Source organism: Amycolatopsis sp. NPDC004625 (assembly GCF_040609695.1).
Classification (GTDB): Bacteria; Actinomycetota; Actinomycetes; order Mycobacteriales; family Pseudonocardiaceae; genus Amycolatopsis.
Map to the genome: position 1 here is coordinate 61333 of NZ_JBEXKX010000012.1, position 23184 is coordinate 84516.

The 23184-nt window shown below is 68.2% G+C and carries 20 protein-coding genes; 5 read left to right on the forward strand and 15 right to left on the reverse strand.

The features are described from left to right. Position 1: 1 nt before the first annotated feature. The 4 genes from ABZW17_RS16010 to ABZW17_RS16025 all read right to left on the reverse strand — a co-directional run bounded on the left by ABZW17_RS16010 (position 2) and on the right by ABZW17_RS16025 (position 2665). A complete protein-coding gene (locus ABZW17_RS16010) occupies positions 2–352 on the reverse strand; it encodes a hypothetical protein (RefSeq protein ID WP_354813912.1) in 351 nt (116 codons plus the stop codon). A 9-nt stretch (positions 353–361) separates the two neighbouring features. After that, on the reverse strand, positions 362–1066 hold the full coding sequence (locus tag ABZW17_RS16015; RefSeq protein ID WP_354813914.1) for a hypothetical protein: 705 nt from the start codon (positions 1064–1066) through the stop codon (positions 362–364). A gap of 224 nt (positions 1067–1290) precedes the next feature. Beyond that, on the reverse strand, positions 1291–1908 hold the full coding sequence (locus ABZW17_RS16020; protein ID WP_354813916.1) for a GNAT family N-acetyltransferase: 618 nt from the start codon (positions 1906–1908) through the stop codon (positions 1291–1293). Positions 1909–1963: 55 nt separating this feature from the next. Next, on the reverse strand, positions 1964–2665 hold the full coding sequence (locus ABZW17_RS16025) for a hypothetical protein (protein WP_354813918.1): 702 nt from the start codon (positions 2663–2665) through the stop codon (positions 1964–1966). A 433-nt stretch (positions 2666–3098) separates the two neighbouring features. On the opposite strand from ABZW17_RS16025, the gene ABZW17_RS16030 reads away from it, so the two are divergent. Next, entirely contained in the window at positions 3099–3491 is a 393-nt protein-coding gene (locus ABZW17_RS16030) for a hypothetical protein (RefSeq protein ID WP_354813920.1), read from the forward strand. A gap of 248 nt (positions 3492–3739) precedes the next feature. Here ABZW17_RS16030 and ABZW17_RS16035 read toward each other — a convergent pair whose 3' ends face one another. From ABZW17_RS16035 to ABZW17_RS16050, 4 genes are all read right to left on the reverse strand, one after another. Further along, positions 3740–4048: a hypothetical protein gene (locus ABZW17_RS16035; RefSeq protein WP_354813922.1), complete on the reverse strand. Its 309-nt coding sequence runs from the start codon at positions 4046–4048 to the stop codon at positions 3740–3742. 846 nt (positions 4049–4894) lie between these two features. Further along, the gene (locus ABZW17_RS16040; protein ID WP_354813924.1) at positions 4895–5455 is read right to left on the reverse strand and encodes a DUF742 domain-containing protein; all 561 of its coding nucleotides are present in this window, start codon (positions 5453–5455) and stop codon (positions 4895–4897) included. Continuing rightward, positions 5452–6012, reverse strand: a complete 561-nt coding sequence (locus ABZW17_RS16045; RefSeq protein ID WP_354813926.1) for a sigma-70 family RNA polymerase sigma factor — start codon at positions 6010–6012, stop codon at positions 5452–5454. Before ABZW17_RS16045 ends, ABZW17_RS16040 begins: the two co-directional genes overlap by 4 nt. Continuing rightward, positions 6009–6257 (reverse strand): hypothetical protein, encoded by a 249-nt coding sequence (locus ABZW17_RS16050; RefSeq protein ID WP_354813928.1) that lies wholly within the window; start codon positions 6255–6257, stop codon positions 6009–6011. The genes ABZW17_RS16045 and ABZW17_RS16050 overlap by 4 nt, the downstream gene beginning before the upstream one ends. Before the next feature lie 589 nt (positions 6258–6846). Here ABZW17_RS16050 and ABZW17_RS16055 point away from each other — a divergent pair. Beyond that, the gene (locus tag ABZW17_RS16055; RefSeq protein ID WP_354813930.1) at positions 6847–7695 is read left to right on the forward strand and encodes a hypothetical protein; all 849 of its coding nucleotides are present in this window, start codon (positions 6847–6849) and stop codon (positions 7693–7695) included. A 137-nt stretch (positions 7696–7832) separates the two neighbouring features. After that, the gene (locus tag ABZW17_RS16060) at positions 7833–9908 is read left to right on the forward strand and encodes a tetratricopeptide repeat protein (RefSeq protein WP_354813932.1); all 2076 of its coding nucleotides are present in this window, start codon (positions 7833–7835) and stop codon (positions 9906–9908) included. Between the two features lie 236 nt (positions 9909–10144). On the opposite strand, the gene ABZW17_RS16065 is transcribed toward ABZW17_RS16060, so the two are convergent. The 4 genes from ABZW17_RS16065 to ABZW17_RS16080 form a co-directional block, all read right to left on the reverse strand. After that, complete coding sequence (locus ABZW17_RS16065) at positions 10145–11701, reverse strand: alpha-L-arabinofuranosidase B (protein ID WP_354813934.1); 1557 nt, start codon at positions 11699–11701, stop codon at positions 10145–10147. Positions 11702–11752: 51 nt separating this feature from the next. After that, complete coding sequence (locus ABZW17_RS16070; RefSeq protein ID WP_354813936.1) at positions 11753–13303, reverse strand: alpha-L-arabinofuranosidase B; 1551 nt, start codon at positions 13301–13303, stop codon at positions 11753–11755. 415 nt (positions 13304–13718) lie between these two features. Then, on the reverse strand, positions 13719–13907 hold the full coding sequence (locus ABZW17_RS16075; RefSeq protein WP_354813938.1) for a hypothetical protein: 189 nt from the start codon (positions 13905–13907) through the stop codon (positions 13719–13721). Between the two features lie 1133 nt (positions 13908–15040). Continuing rightward, entirely contained in the window at positions 15041–17263 is a 2223-nt protein-coding gene (locus ABZW17_RS16080; protein WP_354813940.1) for an autotransporter-associated beta strand repeat-containing protein, read from the reverse strand. 771 nt (positions 17264–18034) lie between these two features. On the opposite strand from ABZW17_RS16080, the gene ABZW17_RS16085 reads away from it, so the two are divergent. Beyond that, positions 18035–18406, forward strand: a complete 372-nt coding sequence (locus ABZW17_RS16085) for a helix-turn-helix domain-containing protein (RefSeq protein ID WP_354814188.1) — start codon at positions 18035–18037, stop codon at positions 18404–18406. A 373-nt stretch (positions 18407–18779) separates the two neighbouring features. Here ABZW17_RS16085 and ABZW17_RS16090 read toward each other — a convergent pair whose 3' ends face one another. The 3 genes from ABZW17_RS16090 to ABZW17_RS16100 form a co-directional block, all read right to left on the reverse strand. After that, complete coding sequence (locus ABZW17_RS16090; protein WP_354813942.1) at positions 18780–19148, reverse strand: hypothetical protein; 369 nt, start codon at positions 19146–19148, stop codon at positions 18780–18782. Positions 19149–19940: 792 nt separating this feature from the next. Continuing rightward, positions 19941–20396 carry a hypothetical protein gene (locus ABZW17_RS16095; RefSeq protein ID WP_354813944.1) on the reverse strand — a complete coding sequence of 152 codons (456 nt, stop codon included), beginning with the start codon at positions 20394–20396 and terminating at the stop codon, positions 19941–19943. 147 nt (positions 20397–20543) lie between these two features. After that, entirely contained in the window at positions 20544–21365 is an 822-nt protein-coding gene (locus ABZW17_RS16100) for a helix-turn-helix domain-containing protein (protein ID WP_354813946.1), read from the reverse strand. Positions 21366–22477: 1112 nt separating this feature from the next. On the opposite strand from ABZW17_RS16100, the gene ABZW17_RS16105 reads away from it, so the two are divergent. Next, on the forward strand, positions 22478–23176 hold the full coding sequence (locus ABZW17_RS16105; protein ID WP_354813948.1) for an HAD family phosphatase: 699 nt from the start codon (positions 22478–22480) through the stop codon (positions 23174–23176). The last annotated feature ends 8 nt before the right edge of the window (positions 23177–23184 follow it).

The window sequence follows — 23184 nt, forward strand, 5'->3', positions numbered from 1 at the left end:
GCTACTGTGGCGCCGTTCCGTAGATCTTCTTCAGGTCGACTTCGGTGACTTGCTCCGCCAGCTCATACATCTGCGCTGTCTTCTGCAGCGCGTTGTCGATCTGGTCGAACTCGAGAATCCCGCCCTCGACCGCCTGCTCGACGTAGGAGCGCAAGGATTCGTAGGTGTCGCTCAGCAGGGAGGCGTTGAACGCTTCCGTGGCCAAGGTGAGCGGATCGCCGACGAAGAACGCCGCCGGTCCCAGCGTCGCGTTCTTCACCACCGGGTTCACTGCGCCGAGAGTGTCGGCGAGGCCACGCCACTTCGTTCCCTCGGCCCGCACGGCCGAGGTGATGACCTTGTAACCAACCATTGTTGCCCCCTAATCGTCGTAGCGGAACTCGAAGACGTCCTCGTCCTCCGGCGGCAGCTGCCGATCTGAACGCGACGGCGCCGACGGGGCGGGCACGGCCAGGCCGGCCGCGGCGAACATCTCCAGGACATCCAGCTGGAGGCGGTCCGAACCAGCCTTCTCCAGCACCTCGACCGACCCGGTCATCCCCGCGGGACTGCCGCCCCGCAGGTGCAGCACGAAGTACCCGCGGGGACTCCGGACGTCATCGACCACGGGAGCCGGACGGTCGGCGTCCAGACGGTGGATGCGGTCCAGCTGCGCGTCGACCTCGTCCATCCGCGCGCGAATAGCGGCGATCCATTCGTCAAACGGCAACGATTCGTCGAGGGCAGCAATCCCCTCGGCAGGCTGCGCGGCCGCCGGCTCACTGGTGTTGGCGAGTCTGACGACCGTGGCGCGCTGAACAGCCGTGACGTACGTCCGAAACAGCTCTCCAGCCAGTTGGGACGCCGGAATCCGGGACGCCCACGCTCGTTGAATGCCGACACTGATCACCAGGCACGCCGCGTCGACGACGACTCTGATCGCTCCGCTCGGATCCCGGGCCTCGTATTCGGCGGCAAGCTCGACGCGCTCGCCACCGGGTCGCAGCAGCTCGTTCAGCTGCGCATCCACGGTAACGGCATCAGGTACGTCGAGCTCCGCGAGCACGATGTGGTCAAGCTGAAACACCAACGGTCCTCCCCTTGCGGCCATAGCTGGCTACACCGTCACGCAAACCATACAGGCCGACAGTTCTTCCCACCGCACCTCACCCACACGAGTGATGCGTGGAATGCGCGCTGTTGCGTTTCCCGCCGCTTTCCGATATCAAGTCCAGCGGCCGGCGACGGGCGTTCCCTCAATATGGGCGCACCCCCCGTCCCGCAGCGGCCGGGGTTTCGCGCATTTCCGCATCACTGACCGCATGAACCCGCGTGGACGCATCGCTGCCCTGCTCGGCGCATCGCGATCCGGGCCCGGAAGGACTGCGCCACCGGACCGTCCGGCAGCGGAGCCGTCCACCGGTAGAGCGGGGCACGGGCCACCGCGGCCGCGACCAGCGTGCGACCGAAGCCCAGGCGCCGGTACTCGGCGGCGACATGGACATAGTCCAAGGTGGCTGTTCGGCAGATTGTGCACGGGCTGGCGATGACAGCGCCGACCTCCACGCCGTCGAGGTGGAGGGCGATCCGACCGGCCACTGTGCCCGCGGCCGGCGGGTGAGCGACCAGGACGAGCCCGTCGTCCGGGACAGCGGCGGCCGGATGCTGGGTCGTGACGTCGAGGTGGGCCCATTCGGCGAGGCGCCGAGCCGCGGGCTCGCAGCCTTCCTGGGCACGGCAGACCTCGCAGAGCGTGCCGTGCAGCCGGTAGCGGTGACTGTAGGGCTTGAGCTTGGCGTAGAGGTCCTGGTCGAGCCGGTGACCGCGCAAGCAGACCACGAGCTTGCCGGTCGCCGGTCGGACCGGAATCAACTCGCCGCACTCCCCGCGCGCCCCCGACCGAACCGCATCGCCGGGCCGTTCGATCATCGAGCACCTCGTGACGATCCCGGCCAGCTCGAGAGCGGCCGCCGCGACCTGCGGGTCATCCGGCAACCTCACGCAACCCACGCTCGGTAGAAGCCGCGGTCGCGACGGCACCACCGGGGCCCGGTAGTTGCAGCGCCACCTCGCGCGGCCGAGCCGCGGCGCCGCGGCCACGGCTGACCGCCACGATGTCCCGGAACTCCAGGTGGCCGAAGCCGTCTTGGCTCACACCACGCCACCGGCGATTGGACACGCTCAGCTCGAGGTCGGCGCCGGGCCAGGGCCCGGCGGCCAGCAGCACGGCGCCTCGGTTACGGACGCGCCCGGCCAGCCGGCGCGCCAGCTGCGGCTGCACGCCGCGGGCGGCGACGCGGCCGAGCACGACCAGGTCGAACCCATCGATCAACGCCGACAGGACCGCAGCGATCTCCGCTCCGGGATCCGGGACGAGCGCGAGCCGATCCAGTTCGACTCCTAACTCCGCCGCAGCGGCGACACCGACCTCGGGCATGCCGGTGATTGCCGCCCACGAACCGTCCTGCGTCGCCGCGGCGAGTAGCGCCAAGACCAGGGCGGTCGAGCCGGTGACCGATATTGTGTTGCCTCGCCGCAACCCACCGGGTACCAGCTCCCCCAGTGCCGGGACCACCGGGAGCGAGCCGGCGGACGCCGACGTGTCCGGACTCGGTTCACCCAGTTGCGCGGCCGTACGGACACCCGGGATCGCGGCAAGCCCGGCCACTGCCTCCGGCACTGCCACCCCACACCTCCAGCACGGACACGCACCGGAGACACCTGCGTGGGGAAGCCGCAAGCGAACCCGAACTCGTCGAACACTTGTTCGGATCATGTGAGACGGCCGTGGCGCTGTCAAGCCGAGCCGATCAACGTCACCCAGCGATGCCCGCAGTTACAGCGCTGGGCACTCGCCCCCATACCGGCTGTCATCGACCCGGCACGTCGACAGCCGGCATGTCCACCATCAGCACGAGCACCCACCCGACTACACTGCGTCCACTATCAGGTACGCGAAGCAACCGACTCCGAACCAATCAACGAGGATTCGAACAGTGGCCACCAAAAAGTCGACGACACAGGAAGACCGCCCACCGGAATCACCGACCCCGACCGACGCCACGTCCTCACACCATTCCCCATTCCCGTCCGCGGCTGCTCGGAGGCAGCTGGTCCAAGTGCACTCCGACGAAGACATAACGACGCTGGCCGACCTGGTGCCGCTGCATCCCGGCTCCCTGACACTGGGAAATGAACCTCTTCACCTCACCGAATCGCCGGCGAAGACAGTTCAGACGACGGAGCAGACCGCCGCGGAGGTGATCGAACGATGGCCATTCCGAGTAGTCGGACCCGATGAAGCTCCCGACGCCGCACCGTGGACATGCCTTCGCCTGATGCTGTATCGCCTCCGAACCGAGTGGCCACTGGAGCACGACACAACGACGCTCCCGCAATTGATCAAAATGATCTCCGAGATGGAAGACTCCGGCACGTTACGCTGGCGTCGACAGGATCACGCTTACGTCACCCGCCACAAGATCGCCCAGGTCGCAGTCGAGTCCCAGTGAGCCGGGCGATCAACACTCCCGGCCACTACACGACCAAACGTCCAAGCGGCAACGAGCGGTGACATATCGGATCGGCAAGCCGGGGAGCGCGCAGCCGCCGAGCGCCGAGGTTGGTGACCGCGATGACGGCTACGAGCGTCGGCGAAAAGACGCACGAGAGCCGGGTCTGCCGCGTGACCCGCCGCGGGTTGACGGCGATCAGCGGAACGAGCAGCCCATCGGACGCCAGGCAACCATCGCCTTCATGGTCACGGGTCGCGCGTGACCATCACCGCACAGACGGGATCAAGACCAGCGACGTCGTACTCATCATCGTTGTCCAGATCGCAGCCGACCAAGTCCACCCGCTTATGACGTGGAACGGCGTAGATCGCAACCTGCGAGCCGCCATCGATGTAGTGCGGGCACACAGCGGCAGTCAACCGCGCACACCGCAGAGAGCACACGGCACCACCGTACATTTCCACGATAGTCGTAACCTGACTCACCGGTGCCAACACGAACACGATGTCCGTCCGGGGCGTTCCGCACAGCTGGCACAGGTCCTCGGTGCGCATACGTCCCGCTCGGTGAGTGTCGAACTTCCAGGGGTCCCAGCCGCCACCGCGTGAACCCGGTCCGTTGGCCGCCAGCCACGGCTGCGGGCGCGACTGCGGACGCTGTGGCAGTGGAGCCCCGGTGTGGTCAACGTCGGCGACGCACCTGGTGCGTGGCCGGGGCCATCGCCCCCCGCCTGCTTCGTCATCAGTGATTTCTGAGCGGTCCAGAGCCCGCAGCTGCACGTCCGCCGTCACGTATGCTCCCCACCCTCATACCCGCAGCCGCTGCCGGCCGACACCATGACCAAGACGCAGGTTAACCGAGGCAACAACGGCACCTACTGCGTCACCGCACGGACCAGCGATCTGAAGTGTTCCACGATCAAAACCAGTCCGACCGTCTGCTGTGGCCGACAGAGCGTCAATAGTGTTCGTCCCGTGGGTACGGGAGCTTTGACCGCGCCAAGGGCGGCGCGCCCGGCTCTGGGCATCGACTGCAGGGGCGCTTGGCCTGATTCTTCCCCACACACGCTGGCTGCCTGGACCAGCGACCCGACCGACTCGGCGTACACGAAACAGAGAGGCAGCCGATGCACATCCTCCGACATAGCTTGCGACGAACGCAAAGGTGGCGGCTTCGCGGACGCGCCGTCTCGTTCCAGGTGTCGACCCGCTACCGCCTCATGAAGGACGTTATACAGGCCGCCGGCGACTCGGACCTCAAGCCCAGGTTGTCGAGGGCCGATACGCTCGACTGGTCAGTCGGCTCGTCGACTTTCCGCGGCTGATCGCCTCGGGGCGGCCGGGCTAACACGTCATCGGCGCGACCACGATGTCATGCGGTCATAGCCGCCAGAGGGCCGATCAAAGATCACGCAGGTGATCCAGGACGTTGGTCATGAGCTCGAGGGTTGGGCGGCCGTCCTTGCCGAGTCTGAGCGGAGTGACGGCTGCCAGCCGTGAGTCGATCATGTCTCCGATGATCACGCGGACGATCCCGTATGGCATCCCCAGCGTCGCGGCGATCTCCATCATGGCTGTAGGCCGAGTGCAGATCTCACAGATTCGGCGAAACTCCGGAACGCGGACCGTGGAGAGATCCACGTGCTCGGCGATGGTCACGAGCGCTTCGACGGGGATGTCGTGCGGCCGTACCGGACCTGCTGTTCGCGTGTAGGGCCGAACCAGCGTTTCACTCTCGGGTCGGGCTTCTAGTGTCACGATGTCCCGGGACAGCTGGAGAGCGGAAAGCTGGAACCCGGCCCATCTGACTTCGTTCGTGTCCACTACCGGCTGCTGAAGCAGGTCAGGAGCGCGAGAGCGGATCTCCGACAAACCAGCTTCGGTGTCGAACTCGATGCGGTCGGGGTCTTCGTCGTGGGCACGCTGAACCAGTTCACGGATGGCGTCGTGTGGCTCCGTCATACCCCCTCGCCTCCTTGTTCGTACTGGTCAAGCTGAAGTTTCAGGACGCTCCGTGCGCGCTGTATATGTGTTCGAACGGTCGACCTATTCATGGTGAGCGCGGAAGCGACTTCCTCGTCGGTGAGGTCTTCGATGAAGAACAGCACCGCCACGGCTCGGCGTTGGGCCGGCTGCCGGACAATCACCTCAAGCACGGTCTTGATCACCGTGGCTCTGTCGAGGACCGCAGCCAGCTGGGCGTCCTCCGCGCATACTTCCATTTCGTCGTCGAGTTCGGTGAGCTTGCGTCGACCGCGGAACACGTCGATAACCTTCTTCGACGCGATGCCCAGCACGTACTTGCGATTGTCCTCGATCGACCGGTTCCGCCGAAGTGACCAGAGGCGCAGCATCTGGCAGTAGGCCTCTTGAGTCGCGTCCTGCGCCACGTCGCGATCACCGGCAGCGATCCGCAGAACCGCGCGGAAGGTTCGATCTGCGGTCGCGCGGTAAAATGCCTCATAGCTCTCCACGAGCGGCGCGGACGAGGGCGGTCCCGGCGATTCCATCTGCGTCATGCTGCCGGTTCGTCTCGGCCGACGTGGCATTTCGCGTCAGTTGGTCGCGCGATGTTGGAGAGCGTGACGTCAACGACTGCGCCGTCCGCGTCACGGTCGATGATTCGAGTGCCAGGAGCCGCCTGCGCGATGACACGCTCCACGCTGGCTCGACGTACGCGATACCGCAGCAGGGCAATCAACTGCCGTGCCAGCGCGCCAAGCGCCGAAACTGCAGCGATGGCGAGCAGCGGCGTGGTACCCATCCTCGTGGCCCCCTCTCGACCTCGTTCACAGAGGGCTCGGAGAACCTCGGTGTTCTGTCTACAGCGACGAGCAAGAAATTTCGCGCGTGGCCAATAGCTTGTCTAGCGCAGCAGCACGTGGTCGGTGTCGGCGATCGCCAGAACGGTGTGCCGGACTCGGTGAGTGCAAGCGTAGTTCAGGCGCTCCACACAGCCCTGGCACAGCTCGAGGCGCAGCCGACGGGGCTTCCCGGCGCCTTCGAGCAGCTTGATGTCGGCGTCGCGTTCCCGCAGCCCACGCCGTGTGCTGCCCGGACATCACCACCATCGCGAGCGTCCTGGCCTCACCCCACTTGCAGGCCGTCGCCGCCGGCCCCTTCGCCGAGATCATCCGCCGCCCTCCGCGAAGGCACCGACCACGGTTCCTTCGACGACGTCGGCGCCATCCGGCCCACCAGCCGCCGCCCCGAATCAGGGTGTGTCGCCCGGTCGGGTGCACGCGCAGGGCCGAACGGGCGACCAATGCGTCACATGACACGGAACCTACCCCGCCATCCGATAGAACTGTGGTTCATCGGCGCACCACGCGGTTCTGCCCTGGGGGGTCGGCATGGCGAGTACAGGTCGGCACGCGGTCCACCGCACGATGGTCCTGGTCGACGTGGAGGGCTACAGCGCCGCCAGCCGGACCCTGCCGCACCAGCTCGGTACCCGGGCCGGGATGTATGCGGTGGTCACCGAAGCGCTGGCGGCAGCCGGGGTGCCGATGCAGGCGTGCTGGCACGGAGACGCCGGGGACGGTGTGGTGGTGCTGGTCCCGCCGGAGTACCCGAAGGCGCCGTTGCTGGAGGTGCTGCCCGAGGCGCTGGTGCGGGCGGTGCGCGGTCACAACAGCACGAGCCCCACCGCCGCGCGCGCCCGGCTGCGGCTGGCAGTGCACGCCGGGGAGGTCGCCTTCGACGACCACGGCGCGACCTCGCCCACGATGGTCGCGGCGTTCCGGCTGCTGGACGCAGCCCCGGTCCGCGAGGCCCTGACCAGTTCACCGGGCGTGCTGGCCATGATCGTGTCCGGGCTGGTCTTCGACGAGGTCGTACGCAACTCCACCACCCTCGACCCCGCCACATTCCGGCCCGTCGAGGTGACGGTGAAGTCCTTCCACGACCGCGCCTGGATCGCCCTGCCCGACCACCCCTACCCGGCCGACCCCACCGTCCTCACCCCACGGCCTCCGGACGCTCCAGCACCGGAGACGGCGCCGGCCGGCCATGCGACGACCGGCCCTACAGCCGGGCCCGAAACACACGCTCGGTACGACGGTCCCGGACCGCGCGGAGTGCACATCGCCGGCGACGTGCACGGCTCCGGATCCGGCATCACCATCGGCGCGGCCACCGGCGACCACTTCACCATCGGCACACCACCGCCTTATGCGCAGCAGCCGCACAACCCTCGCTAGCCGACGCGGACCACGGGCACACCACGTCGGCGGCCGACCCGCCCCACCCCGGCACCACCCCGGACGCCGGCACCGCGGTGACCTCGAGCATCCACGGTGACCTCGTCGCTACCGATCACGGTGCCGCCGTCGGTGTGGTGCACGGCAACCTGAACCTGCACCCGCCACCACCGCGACCGACGCGGCCCATCCCGCGGCAGCTGCCCGCCGCACCGGGACTGTTCACCGGCCGGACCGCGGAACTGGCCCGCCTGGACCGCGCCCTGACCCACGCCGCCACACCGCAGGGGCAGGGCGCGACGGTGCTGGTCTCGGCGATCGGCGGTGCCGGGGGCATCGGCAAGACCTGGCTCGCCCTGGCCTGGGCATACCGGCATCTGGAGCGGTTTCCCGACGGGCAGCTGTTCGTCGACCTGCACGGCTTCAGCCCGGCGGGCGAACCGGTGCAGCCGGCGGTGGCCGTGCGCGGGTTCCTCGACGCCCTGGAAGTCGACCCGAACCGCATCCCCACCGACCTCGACGCCCAGGCCACGCTCTACCGCAGCCTGGTGGCCGGGCGGCGGATGCTCATCGTGCTGGACAACGCCGCCACCAGCGACCAGGTCGCACCGCTGCTGCCCGGCTCGCCGTCCTGCACGGTGCTGGTCACCGGCCGGCACCGGCTGGCCTCGCTGATCGACCGGCACGGCGCCCGCCACCTGCCCCTGGACATCCTGTCCCCCGAGGAAGCCCGCGACCTGCTGACTGCCCGCCTCGGCGCCGACCGTGTCGCCGCCGAACCCGCGGCGGTGGGCGAGCTGATCGGGCTGTGCGGGGGCCACCCGCTGGCGTTGTCGATCACCGCGCGCACCGCCGGCACCCGCCCCGACACTGCGTTGGCCGAGGCCGCCGCCGAACTGCGCGACCTCGGCCTGGAGGCGCTCGAGCACGACTCCGACCCGGCCGCCAGCCTGCCCACGGTGCTGTCCTGGTCCCTGCGCCGGCTCACCGACACCCAGCGCACCGTGTTCGCGCTGCTGGGCATCGCCCCCGGTCCCGACACCACCCCACCCGCCACCGCCGCCCTCACCGGCCTGCCCGACCGCCTCGCCCGAAAGACGCTGAACTGGCTGGAGAACGCCTCCCTTCTGGAACGGCGGCCGGGCGGCCGCTACGCGATGCACGACCTGATCCGCCGCTACGCCACCGACACCGTCCACACCACCCTGCCCGGGCACATGCGGGAAGCGGCCTTGACACGGGCGGGGGACTTCCACCTGCACACCGCCCACACCGCCGAACGCCTCCTGAACCCCCACCGCCCGCTCGTGCGGCCCGAGCCGCCCGCGCCCGGGGTGCACCCGCACCCGCTGCCCGACACCGACGCGGCGCTGGCCTGGCTGCATGCCGAGCACGCCACCCTGCTGGCCACCCAACGCACCGCCGCCACCCTCGGCCACCACCACACCGTCTGGCACCTGGCCTGGAACCTGGCCACCTTCCACCAGCATCGGGGACACCTGCACGACGAGATCACCACGTGGCAGGCCGCACTGCACGCCGCCGACCACCTGCCCGACCCCACCACCCACAGCTGCACCCACCGGAACCTCGGCCATGCCTGCTCCCTGCTGGGCCTGCACGAACAGGCCACCACCCACCTGGAGCAGGCCCTGGACCTGGCCGTGCATCACCACGACCTCCCCGAACAGGCCCACACCCACCGGGCACTCGCGTTCGCCTGGGGACGACGGGGGGACGACCGGCAGGCTCTGGAGCACGCCCACCACTCCCTCGACCTCATGCGCGCCCTCGACCAGCCGGTGCGGGAAGCCAGCGCGCTCAATTTGGTGGGCTGGCATGCCGCGCGCCTGGGCCGGTTCGACACCGCCCGCGAGCACTGCCAGGCCGCCCTCACCCTGCACCGCCACCACCACAACCCCAACGGCGAGGCGGCCACCCTGGACAGCCTGGGCTACATCGCCCACCACACCGGCGACCACCACCAGGCCCTCGACCACTACCATTCCGCTCTCGCCTTGTTCCGCGGCATCGGCAACGCCTACCAGGTCGCGGACACCCTCGACAGCATGGGCCATCCCCACGCCGCGCTCGGCCAGTACGAGCAGGCCCGCACGGTGTGGCGGGAGGCGCTGCAGCTGTACCGGGACCAAGGCCGCGACACCGACGCCGAGCGCGTCCAACACCAACTCGACGACCTCGACCACACCTAAACCGCGACGCTGCCTACCAGACAGTTACTGGATAATGGACCATTATCGGGCCGGACGTCGCAGTCAACCTGTTGCTTTTGCCTACAGACAGCAGCGGTACCGGGATCGCTCACTGCGCGTCGGTCAGATCAGCACTTCGAGAAGGGCACCGCAGCCGGCTACCGGCAACCGCGGAACGAGCACGGCTCCCCTGCGACGCTGCAGGGAAACCGGGCTTGCAGGCGGCGGATTCCCGGTCAGCTCCAGGGCGAGGCGACGAGCCAGCTGGTGTCCTGGGCCCACGACGTCGTCGCGTCCCAGGTGTTGCTCCCGCCGTTGCTCGCCACATAACCCGTGAAGGTGAAGTGGCGGATATACTTCGCAGGGTAGTTGGCAGACTGGAACGACCTACCCACGCCGCTGTTGCCCGTGGTGGGGCAGAACGTGGCGTCCGGTGCGAAGGCACCGCCACCGTCGTCGGCGTTCAGGTGAAGCTGGAACGCGTAGTGGCGCAAGAACCGGCCGGGTTGGTCGGCCGACTCGAAAGTCAGGCAGGAGCTGTTGGCCAGGCCGGCCCGGACGATCCAGGTCGCGTCGGCCTTGAGGGTCGCTGCGCTGGTGGAATCGACGGCGGAGATGACAACTTTGTCGTCAGCGTCGTCGTGGCGCAGGTAGTCGGATGTGCAGCACGCCGTCGTCGCCTGGAGGGATACCTTGGCGCCCGGTGTGAGGGTTCCGGCACCGGCCGGGGCGCTGCTGTAGCCGGCCGCGGTGATGTTGGCCTGGACCGCGTTCTCGGTGGCGTCGGAGGGATAGCCCGCGGTCATGACGCCTTCGTAGAAGGTGCCGACACCGGTATTGCTGTTGTCGCCGCCGATGCCGAGGATGATCGCGCCCTGCTTCTTCATCGGGTTGTAGCCGGCGACGTTGGGGCGCACGCCGTTGTAGTAGGTGGACAGGCTGCCCGACTGCGCGTTGGCGCCGCGGATGGCCCATTGGTTCGGGCCGCCTTTGACGATCGCAGTCTGGAACCGGTTGGTGACCGTCGGGTCGCCGGCGTTGAAGTGCTGGTTCACGCCGGAAAACAAGCCGTTCTCCAGGTCTGCCATGATCCAGGGCCCGGCGCCGCTGCCGTAGCCCCAGCCCTTGCTGTTGCCGAAGTAGATGGCTTCCATGGTGCCGTTGCCGTCGTCGTTGCCGCTCGTCTCGGCGTTGCCGTAGTCGAAGCAGCAGCCGCCGTTGAAATGTGTGCCGTCGAAGATCGCGTACATTCCCTCCGGCTGGTCACCGGTCGCGATGCCATTGGTGTTGTTGTTGCGGTATCCGGTGCCGGGAGCCACCGACACGCCGTACGCCTTATGGCCGGCGACCGTCACGGGCGCTTCGAAGGCGTTGGCGAGGTTGTCGTTGCCGCCCGCAGCCGGACCGGGCCAGTGCCCCCTGAGTGCCTGAGTGAGGTGGTTGCCCCGGCCAGACTCGTCGTAGATGACCGTGATGACGCAACTGGTGCCGGTACAGAAGGAATCCTGCGCGGCGGCGTCAGCGTACCCACCGGCGGTCAGTACGCCGATGTCCTTGGTCGCGCTGTCGGATGCGCGCCGCACCTGGTACAGCGGGCCATTGTAGGCCGCGTACAGGGCGCGGGTGGTGCTGTGCGCGGCCACGCATGGGGTGTTGCCCGCGGCGTAGATGTCGCATGGTCCTTGGGCGGCGGCCTGTGAAGAGGTGGCCGTCGCCGTGAGCAGGCCGGCGGCGAGGCTGGTGGAGGTACCGGCCGCCAGGAGGGCGCGGCGGATCCACGGTCGTCGGATCATCGAGTCTCCTTCACACTGCGGGAAATGCGTCGCTGGACTTCCGGTGCGTGGTCAGTTCCAGGGGGCTGCGGTGAGCCAGGAAGTGTCCTCGCGCCACAGCGAGTTGGTGTCCCAGGCATTGGTGCCGCCGTTGCTCGCGAGGTAGACGGTGGCGGCGTAGTGGCGGAGGTTCTTGGCCGGGTAGTTGAACGACGGGAATGAGTAGCCCGTGCCGCTGTTTCCCGGCTTCGGGCAGAAGGTGGCGTCGGCGGCGAACTGCGTCGTCGCGGCCTTCGGCTGGAGGTGGAGCTGGAACGCGTAGTGCCGCAGGTAGCTGCCTGCCGCGTCGGCCGATTCGAAGGAGACGCAACTGCCGTCGGCCAGACCGGGCCGCACGATCCAGGTGGCGGCCGCCTTGTCGGCCGGCGAGCTGCCCGCGGTCACCGGCGCGATCACGACCTTGTCGTCGTCCGTGTCGTGCCGCAGGTAGTCGTTGGTGCAGCAAGAAGTTGTGGCCTGCAGTGAAATCTTCGCGCCCGGCGTGAAGGGGGTGGCTCCGGTGGCGTAGCCGGCCGCCGCGATGTTGGCCTGGACCGCGGCGTCGGTGGTGTCTGAGGGGTACCCCTTGACCACGGCACCCTCGTAGAAGGTGCCCGCGCTGGCGTTCCGGTTGCTCTGGCAGCAGTCGCCGCCGCTGCCGAGAATGATCGCGCCCTGTTTGCGCATCGGGTTGTAGCCGCTGGGCAGCGCGCCGTCGTAGAGCTTGGTCAAGGTCCCGGACCGGGCGTCAGCACCTTGCAGCGCCATCTGGGTGGTGCCGTTGTTCTTCAGCATCGCGGTGACGAAGTGGCTGGCCTGGGCAAGCTGGCTGGGGTTCCACGCCTTGCTGCCGCCGGAGAACAGCCCGTTTTCCAGGTCGGCCTGCACCCATGGCCCGGTTCCGCTGCAGCCGCCGAACCAGCACTCCGTACCGAAGTTGATCGCGTCCATGGCGCCGTTGCCGTCGGCGTGGTGGTCGGTTTCGGTGTTGCCGTAGTCGAAGCAGCAGCCGTTGTTGACGTGCGTCCCGCTGGTGACCATGTACTGGCCTTCCGGCGAGCTGCCGGTCGGTACACCGGAGCCGCCGGCGAAGTAGCTGTTGCCGGGATTGATGAACAACGCGTACGCCTTGCGACCGCCCACGGTCAAGGCCTCGGTAGTGGCAACGGCTGCGGTGTCCGCGCCACCGGTTCCCCCCGGTCCCTGGTAGACCAGCGTGTTGCCGCTGCTGCCGGTCTGGTCATAGACGCGGGTGATAGTGCACGTGGTGCCCGCGCAGTAGGCGTCCTGAGCCGCCGCGTCGGCGATACCGCCGGCGGACAGCACCCCGATGTCCCGCACCGCGGTGTCCGAGGCCCGCTGGACCTGGTAGAGCGCACCGTTGTAGGAGGCGAACAACGCGCGGGTGGTGCTGTGCGCCGCGACGCACGGCGTGCCGCCCGCGGCGTAGATGTCGCAGGGACCTTGTGCAGCGGCTTGCGAAGTGCCGCCGAAGGTGACCAGAACGGGTAAGACGAGCGCCGCCGCGGCCGCGGAGATAGTCACTCCACGCCGCAGTCGGCGGAACACGGGCAGCGCGGGCATCATGAACTCCCTTGTTCAACGATGGTAATGTTAGCGCTAACAGTTTAACCTGCGGACCGCTCCGGGTCAAAGTCCGGATTGGAATCACCACTATCGACGAACACGGGGAGCACGTCAAGACACCGTTCGAGCCAGCAGGCAGCTCTAAAGCCTTATGTCCCTTATGGAGGGATTCGGCGTCCTCTTCGGAGGAACGATTCCGGGCACTGCCGGTGCGGTGGAAGCTCGCAGTCGCCTTGATCGAGTCCGGCCTGCCGGCGCCGTCGTACGGTTCGCCTGCGGATCCGCGGCGTGCACCTCACCGGCCGACGTCCAGTAGCAGCGCACGATCCGGCAGGCGACTATTTGACGGCACCGGCGGTCAGTCCCTTGCGCCAAGACCGCTGGAGACTGGCGAAGGCGATCAGCAGTGGGATCAGGGACAGGAACGCCCGGTGATCGACAACAGCGGCGGCACGCCGTCGGCGAACTCCGAGCGCCTTTGGACCGGGCCCACCGTGACCGGCAGCCGCGACGGGGAATTGAGCATCAGCGACGGCAGCAGGTAGTTGTTCCAGATCCCGACGAACAGGAACAGGAAGACGGTCACCAGTGCCGGCGCCATCAGCGGCAGGGCGACCCCGGAAAAGGTGCGTCAGGCACCCTCGCCGTCGAGCCGGACGGCCTCCAGCAGCTCATCCGGTACCGAGGTCGCGGCGAAGATCCGCACAGGTAGGCGCCGAACGGCCTGACACAGCTGGGCAGCAGCACGGACAAGTACGAGTCAGTGGGCTCGAGCTTCGCCATGAGCAGGAACAACCCACAGGGCGAACATCGGTGCTGGGATGAGGACCGAGGCGAGGATGACGTTGAAGGGGCTTTCGCGGCCGCGGAAGCTGAACGGGCCTGGCGGCGGGTTCGCACACCGTGCAAGTCGAGTGCACGGGCACCAAGAACCTCGCCACCGCAGAGGTGTACGCACTGGACGCCTTCTCGGTCGTAACCGCTCGCTGAAAGGCCGGCTTTCACCCGAACAGATGGGTTCGGAGGCAGTGCGTCATACCGGCGGTGGCTTTCTCTTTTCTCCGCTGCCACTCCGATCGACCCGGCACGCCCCCGACCCGTTCGATCGTCCGGTACGTGGCCCGGCGGCAGAACGCCCCGCGTCTGCCGCCGGGCCCCGGGTACCCCTCGATGCAGCCACGGCGTAACAGGAACCCAGCGCGGCTCGACCTTCACCCTGCGGCACCCGCCGTGAGCCCGGACCGGCGGCGGATTCCTCCCCCGAGCCGCCGCCGGTCTGGCTACCCGTCCGCGGCGCACCGCGCCCCGAATCCGGCAAAGGCCACCAGGAGGGCGTTGCCGTCGCCGAACCGGACGTGGTCGGGCGAGTTTGCTCGACACCGCGGGTGTGCTGCTGCCCGGCATCTGCCAGGCCCGTGCCCAGAATTGACCCTTCGCGCGGGTGTGGGCGGCAATCAATCGCTTGGCGCTCGTCTCGGGCCGGGCCGCTCTGGGTCCCGCTCGGTGACGCGATGACACAGGGAGTCGCCTCCGCAGTCGTCACCGGCGGCTGAGTGTCCTGGCTGCCCGTCGCCGACCTGCGCGGCCCGGCACCGAGTCCGCTCCGCGGCCGTCTCGCCGACGACTGTTCCACCCGAACGACCTTTGGGTGCCGCCGCATCGCGGACCTCTTCGAATCCCCGTACGTGGGGGCGCTGCTCCCGGACCGGAGGCCCCCCCCCCCCCCGACGAAGGTCAGCTCCGCTGCCGCACCCGCCTGCGCACCGCGAAGGCCACGGCGAACACGACCGGCAGCACCACCGCACCGGCCACCGCAAGCCACCAGGACGACCCCAAGCCAGGCGCCGCTGCGGCCGGCGACACCCCGCTGCCGGGCCGCGCTGCCCCGGCTTCACCCGTCAGCGCGACGTCATTGCCGTCACCGCCGCGGTAGGTGAGCCGGAGTGCGCCGACTGCCGCCCCCTCCGGAAGTCCGTCGAAGGTGCCCTCGACCGGGCCGGGTCCCTGGTTGTCGATCAGCACACCTGGGCCCTGCGCCCGTTCCGGGACGAAGCTGCCTGCGAGCGTCACCGGGCCGGTGACGGCCATCCGGGTGCCCCGGAGGTGGGCGCCTGGATGCTGGGTGTAGGCGCCACGCACGGTCAGGCCGGTCGCCTCGACCGTCCCTGCGTTGTCGACTACGGCCGCCACCGTCCCCTCGGCCCGCAGGGTGCCGGCGGGCTGCACGGCGAGCTGCCGGGCCTGGACGGCCCCGGCCAGCGCGAGCGTGCCCTCCCGGACGGTCCATGTGCTTGCCTGCGTGGTGTGCTTACCGGTCAGTGTCAGCGTTTCGACTCCGGTCTTGGTGACGTCGCCCGCGGCGGCCAAGGTGCCGGCGAACGTCGTCGCTGCCGTGGACCGGACGGTCAGCGTGCGTCCGGCCGCCACGGTGCTGCCTTCGACGCCGGAGAGGTTGCCGATCGTCGCATCCCGGGCCCGGGTCAGGTCCAGCGTCGTCCCGGCCGCGGGCAGGTTGACGGCGGCGCTCGCGGCGAGGGACCCACCGGCGACCGCGAGCGTCCCCGCCTGCACCGTGGTCTTCCCCGTGTAGGTGAGCTCTCCGATCAGGGTCGTGGTCGCCGGGCCGGCCTGTGTGACCGAACCCGGGCCGGCGATCCGGGCCGGCCGGGCATCCGTGGTCGCATTCTGCACGATCAGCTCGCCGTTGTCGACGATCCTGCCGGTCGCCAGCAGTGCGCTGTCACCGTCCGGGCTGCCGTCGCCCAGCCGCAGCGAGGCACCGGCACCGATCGTCGTGTCCCCGTCGTAGTTCTGCGGCGCGGTGAAAGTGACCGCGTTGCCGCGGGTCGCCGCGACGACGACGTCGCCGCGGCCGACGTCCGCCATCGTGTCGTGGTACTTCCCGCCGGAGATCGGCGCGGCCAGGGTGACCGGGCCGTCGTAGTCGAAGGTCAGCACGCTGCGGGCGCCGCCCGGGTCCGCGTGCATGTTGATGTAAACGGTATTTTCGTTGCCCGGCAGAAAGAAACGGTGGTTCGTGCCGTCGCCCCAAGTCACCGCGGCGCCTTCGATGTTGATACCGCGTTTGTTGTCCCTGTGCGGCACGGCCGCAAAGTTCCGGGCGGGCGCACTGAGGGCAGGATCGGTGTCCGATCCGTTGTCCGACCAGCTGTACACGCCCGACATCCGTACCACGCCGGATCCCCAGGTGTGGAAGTTGATGTCGTTGCCGTAGAACTGCGAATAGATGTCGGCGGCGTCGGTGACCACCTCGCCGTCCGGAGCGTTGTGGATGAACGACCCCTGGTTGACCACCTTGCGCACGTTCGGCATGGAGGTCAGGTAGTTCACGCTGCCGTAGTCCGCGCCCGTGCCGACGTACAGCGTCCCCGAAAACGGGTGCGTGCCCGGCAGTTCGATGCCGGGCCAGGTGCTCCGCCGCTGTTTGACGAGCCCGGTCCCGCTGATCACGCCCAGGCTCAACGCCCGGTGCGCCGCGAGGTCCAGCGTCCCGTCGACCTGGTGGTTCAGCGTGTTGAGCGAAACCCCGGGCGCCGAGACGAAATGCCCGATGACGCCGTCACCGCCCGAGCCGCTCCCGTACTGGAGGGTCGCCCCGCGTTGCACGATCACCGCGGGCGGGTCGGGGTTCGCGATCGTGGTCACCGGATGGTTGCCGCCCACCGTGGCGATCTTCTGGCGACGGCGGTCGGCCGGCAGGGTGAAGTCGCTGTTCTTCACCAGGACCAGGGTGCCCGCACCTGCGACGGTGAAGACTCCTTCGCCCCGGATGACACCCGCGTAGGTGGTGACGCCGCCGGGGAGCCGCACGACCGTGTCCCCGCTGAGCGTCACGTCCCGGTCCGCGAGGACGTCGGCGGTGACGTCCCGGTCCCCGGACTGCGCGAAAGCACCCGGAGCGCCCAGTAACACCAGGAGGATCGCGGTGACCACCACCGGAAGCCGGTAACCACTGTGCCGCGCGCGCAAGACCTACCCCGATATGTTAGCGATAACATTAAGTGCGGCGCCCAGTTTTCGTGGTCGGCGTGATCCTGTCAACCCCGGCGGCGGCCGACTACCCGAAGCGGAAATCGGCATGCACGGGTGGACCACACACAACAGTCCTCTTCGGACATCGAGGACGCAGGGCGCCCGAGTCGCATCGAGACCGTCGGCGTGCGCTCGCCCGCGTGTAGCCCCTAACAGTCACTTGCACGCAGTAAGAGGCACACCGCACCGCGTAGCGACGCATGTCGCTGATCGCCGGTCTCCTCGCGGGCGTCACGACCGGGGGGCTGCATCTCGGCCTGCTGGCGCCGGTGGTGCTCGCCCGCCGACGCCGCGGCGCGCCCGGCCGCCGGGCCGCCCGATCCGGTTGCTCGGTTCGGCGCCCCTCGGGCCCGCCGGTTGGTTCTCAGGTGTGCTGTTCGCCTGGACGTTCGCGCCGCAGTGGTTCCTCACCAGCCTGGCCGTGGTGGTGCCCGGCACCGGGCTGCCGGCTGGGCTGGGCGTGCACCTGGCTCGGCCGCCCGAGCTTTCCACCGGCGCGCGTCACGCCAATCCGGCGCTGACGCTTCTCGGCGGCCGGCTGGGCGCACCCCTGGGCGCGCTCGCCAGATCCGGCCTGCTGGTGCCGGCGACCGCCATCGCCGGGCCCGCGCGCGGGCGGCGGAGCTGCGGCAGTGCTTCCACGAGGCCGGACCGACGCTGCGCGCCTTGGAGCGCATGGGAGAAGCCGCGACCGCCGGGCAACTCGGGCTGTACCGGATTCTGCTCGACCATGCCGGTCGCCGCGATCTGGCGGAGGCCTTCGAACACATGCTGGGCCCGGTACTCGCCGAGGAACGACGCCGTGGTGTGCCGCTGGTGGAGACCTTGCGCGTGTTCCTGGATCATGGCCGTCGCGCGCGCCCGGCAGCCAGCGCGCTGGCGATCCACGTCAACACGCTTTACCAGCGACTCACCGCAGTCGACAGCCTGCTCGGCGAGGGTTGGCGTTCCCCGCAGCGGGCGCTGGAGTTGCAGATGCTTCTGCGCCTCACCGCGGGCAAGCGGTCCACTGGACGGCCCCGAAGGCGACCCAACCTGATTCGGTGACGTCGGATCGGTTGTCGAAAGGCGGCTCCCCGTTCATAGCCCCGGACGTGTCCATGGAGCGGACCGGCCCTTGCTCATGCGCGGGATCAAGGCGACGGCGTCCTCCGACGCGGCCTGCTTGAGTCAGACCCCATGTCCGCAGCGTCGCCCGCGAACGAAATTTCCTGAAGGGGATTCGCAAAAGCCGCCGAACCTTATTCTCAGCGTGGTCGGGCGCGACGAACGGAAGCCCGGCTACCGCTGTGCGGCCGCGATGAATGATCTCCGGTCCTGCGGGCGGCACCGCCCGCAGGACCGGGTAAGGTCCTCGACCAGCAGATCCTTGACGGGTTCGTCGCCTCATCGATCATCCTGGCGGCAGTCCTGAACCCCGTCAGTAAGTGACCGTCACCCAGGAACCGCAGTTGTCCGGGTCGTTGCGGACGTCGCGGCACGCTTGGAACGAGAGTTTGCCGCCGGAGCTGGTGACCGGGAAGCTCCCGCAGTTCGGGGCCCCGCCGGTGAACTCGGCCCGATTGGTGGGCTGGGAGTGACTTGTGTTCGGATTCCACCAGGCGTAGGGCGACCAGCCGTCGGCATTTGTGTCGCACACCTGGAGGTGGTGCGCGCCGGTCGTGTAGCAGACACTCGATCCGGTCGTTGAGGAACAGTTCGTCGAAGCCGAAGCCTCACCCGTCGCAATGAGGGTCATGAACAGGGCGAACGGAACGGCCGCCAGGAGTGTTATGAGCCTTCGTTTCATTTCGGCACCTTTCGCGGGGTTGGTCGCCTCTTGAGTCGCCTCTTGGCCGATCGATGTGACGCGGTTTGGGCACGCATCCGGGTGAGAATAGTATTGCCGTCCGAGGTATATTCGGTCAGACCGGACGAATTTCTTGTTGCGAACCCGACGGTGCCAGTCTTGGAATCCGCGTCACGTCCGCCATCGAAGAACCCAGCGCACCATCAGCTATCCAAGAGCTCACGGCAGGATCCAGGTGAGAGCTGAGGTGATGGCGGCAGCGAAGACGATGACCACGGCAAAGTGGCGGCACCGCACGCTGCCACCAGCGTTCCCCGCTTCGGCAGTGGATGCGGCCTCTTTACTTTGGCTCGCCACCAGCACCCCGGCCCAGTACCTGCGGAGGTGCCTAGCCCGTTAGCACCCCCAGCCGAACCCATGCTCCGGGGCGGTGTCACCGGGTCATGGTGGCAGCCAGCCGACAGCCGCCACGACGGACCGCAAACGCTCGCGCGATCTGCGCCTGGGCCGGCGAGAACGTCTACGAAGTCTCCCAAGGGGCCGTCTCTCCTCCGAGGTCGACACCGCCTACGACGAAGCACAGCGGCAAGGTCGCCTGACCGGCCTTGGCGCCGGCTCGCAAGCGGGTACCACGCGCCGCCGCGAAGCAGTAACGCCCATGACAGCCGGTCACCGGGAAGAGGTCGCAGCGACTCCTCCCTCGACGGCGAAGTCGAGCATCGAATGAACGACTCAGGACACTGGTAACGGCCGTGGTGAGCACCTGCTCACCACGGCCGTTGACGTTGGCTGTTAGAAGCAGCCCAGGTACGTCCAATTCAGGTAGGCACCGTTGTGGTAGAGGTGGGTGCCGCCGCAGCCGACGCGGTTGGCCATGTTGAACAGCTGGTAGGTGTAGGCCGAGGTGCTGTCGGAGTAGGCGGTGTAGAGGTTGGTGCCGGACTGGTTCTGGAGCCAGACCGACGGCGCCGCCGAGTAACCGGGGAGGTAGTAGACGGTGACCCACTGCGTGCCGCAGCTGCGGCTGTAGCGCAGGTGCGCTGTGGCAGCGCGGGTACCGCCGTCGTAGATGTCGGCGACGACCTCGCGCGACATGCTCGCTGCGCAACCGCTCGTCTGCGGGTTGGGGTCGGTGGTCGCCGCCGACGCGGTGCCGGCAGTGAACAGCAACCCGACGGCGGCCGCGGCGATCATGAGCACCGCCGCCTTGCTGCGGAGCGCGGCGATGACCTTCTGCAGGATTTCCATGGGTGACCTTTCGCTGAGTGTTGATGACTGCCGCTGGTTGAGCGACAGCTTCAACGTCATCAGCGGCCGCGGCGAAGGTCGATAGGTTCGGCGTCCGGAGTGTGTCCCGGACACCGCTGGACAACGCTGACCTGCATGTTCATGGTGTCAACACGGTGGTAGCGATAGGCCGCCTCGGTAGGCAGGCGCCAGGTAAACCTCGGAGATGTAGCCCCGTCGGCCGTCCGGCCAGATGATCTCGTACCAGAGCGCGGAGGCCGACGCGTTGGGGTTTGTCTTGATACCGGGCGAGGAGATGTCGGCATTCGTCAGCAGCTCACCTTGGATGTGGCAGATGGCGGTGATCGCCGCACCGGTGCTCATCTCGGTGCCGGGGAGTTTGCAGCCGTTGTTGGCGCAGCGGGCGACGGGACGCGAGGACAAGTAGGACAGGGACCGGTCTTCATGCAACCCGGATGGGCCGCTGGCGTACATGTTCTGCACGATGACCGTGCTGTGCGGCTGCCCTCGCAGGGCTGCCACCGATTCCGCCAGGCTATGGTCCCCATCTGTGCCATTCGGCGCGGAGTGGAGTGCGAGCCACAGCCAGATGCCGCCGGCGAGCAGGACAACGACACCGACAGCGGCGCCGAGTACCCTGCGGGACAGCCGACGGTGCGGTGCGGTCTCGGCAGCCGGCCCATCGGGTGACCTTTGGCTGCCTACGTCTCCAGGGTTGGCTATCTGGTCGTAGCGCGTGAGCCAACCCTCGAGCTCGTCGCCGACGCCGACGCCGCGCAGTACGTCTTCGACCAGGTCACGCTTGGGCAGTGTGTGTCCGTTGCAGGCGGAGGAGATCGTCGATTTCCCCCAGTGCGTCAGCTCCGCTGCCCGGCGAACCGACACTCGGCGACGACGGAGTTCGGCCGCGAAGTCCGAGCAGAACCTGGCAGGCGAGTCCGGGGTGCGCGATGCAGAACCGTCGTCCACGAGTACAGCTCCCTCTGCAGCTCGTTGGGACAGCTACGGTAAGAGCTAGTTGACGCAAAGTCACTACGGCATTAGGGGCGACTCAGGGTTACGGACGTTGGTGGTCAGGCGGCATGGCCGGCCTACGACGCTCGCCATCCCCTGCCTTGCGCAACACCGCCGGGCGCGTATCAACGCCCGACAGACCGCCCACGCCGGATCAGGACCGGACGGCGGCGGTCCAGGAATGGCTGGCCGCCGCCCTGCGTGCGGACACCGCCTGAACGGAATGCTCACCTGCGTGGCGGGCACGATCCTGCCGCGTAGGCGCAAGGGCGCGCGCCGCCCTACCTGCTCGACCCCGTTCTGTTTCCCACCACCCAGCCACTCCAGCCCGGAAGCAACGGCCCGCGTTCGATGACCGATTCTATCTGCGTCACCGTCCGTAGGGAGGTAAGGGATAGGTGCACCCCGTCGCCGTCAAAGACGTTCCACTGTATGAGTACGAAGTGCAGGTCGCGGGTACGTTGTAAAACGGAGAGTTATAGGGAGGTCCATTGAAAATGACATTCAACCAGGCGACGTTGAAAACGTAGGGCGCCCCCGCATCGGAGAACCCGGAACACGAAGTGCCCAGGTGCAGCGTGGGATCGTGAGGAAACGGCAAGTTGGCCGTACTGATCACCCACCCGGTGGCACAGCTGGTCGTCGTCGATGCCTGCGCAACCGATGCCGGACTGAGCACGAACGTAAACAATGCTGCCACGGCCGGCAGAGCCACCTGGACGACATGCGGGGCCAATCGACGCAACACCACAATTCCTCCACGGACGAATGGGGACAAAGATTCAGGGTAACATTAACATCCCTGACGACAAGCAGCGCGGCGCGAGCGATCCTTCGGCACTCATCGACCACGCGGTCGACCAAAACTGCTGGTGCGGACGGGCCGCATTCACAAGATCGGGTGAGGCTCGGAAGGTTTGGCGAGTTGATCAAGAGGGACGGTCTTCCGCTGGCTTGGATGAGGCAGTCGGCGGTTGCCGCGGCCCGACGTGCCCACCAGTCCGGCCAGGACACCGTCGCCGCCATCGCAGACCTGCGGACGGGCCGACCGGACTGGCCGAGGGGCATTGGCTGAAGATCGTGTCCGTCGAGCAGATCGCGCAGCACGTCCGCCAAAAGGTCGTGGCGGGCTGCTGCTTGCCGCGACGCTGTTCGACCTCGACGAGACGCTGGCCGACAGCGCCGGGGCCTGGACCTGCGTCCTCGCCGACGTCGCAGGCCGCTACGGCCACCGGTGGACTCCGGCGGACTGGGCGGCGTTTCAGGGCGCCAGCACCCGGCACTGGAGCGCATACCTCGCACGGCGCTGTCCGGGACTCACCGCCGAGGCCGTCGTCGACGAGTGTGTGGACGGCATGATCGGCGCACTCGCCCCCTTACCCGGCGCGCAGGACTTGGTCGCCGCGGCGGCGAGGCTGGAAGGGGTAGTGTCCAATTCCCCGCGACGCTACGTTGAGGCGGCGGTGACCGCGTTCGGGGTCCGCCCGCACCTGCGAGTGGTGGTGGCCGGGGAGGATGTCGAGCACGGCAAGCCCCCACCGGACCCCTACCTGCTCGCAGCTCGGAAGGTCGGACACACGGCAGGGCACTGCCTGGCCGTCGAGGACTCCGCTTCCGGCATCCGCTCCGCCCACGCAGCCGGGATGACCGTCCTCGCAGTCCCCAACCCGGCGACGGCGGGGGACTTCACGGTCCTCGAACTCGCCCACCACCAGGCACCGGACGCCCAAATCGCCACCAAGACGCTCGCCACGCTCATCCGCTGAGCAGTCGG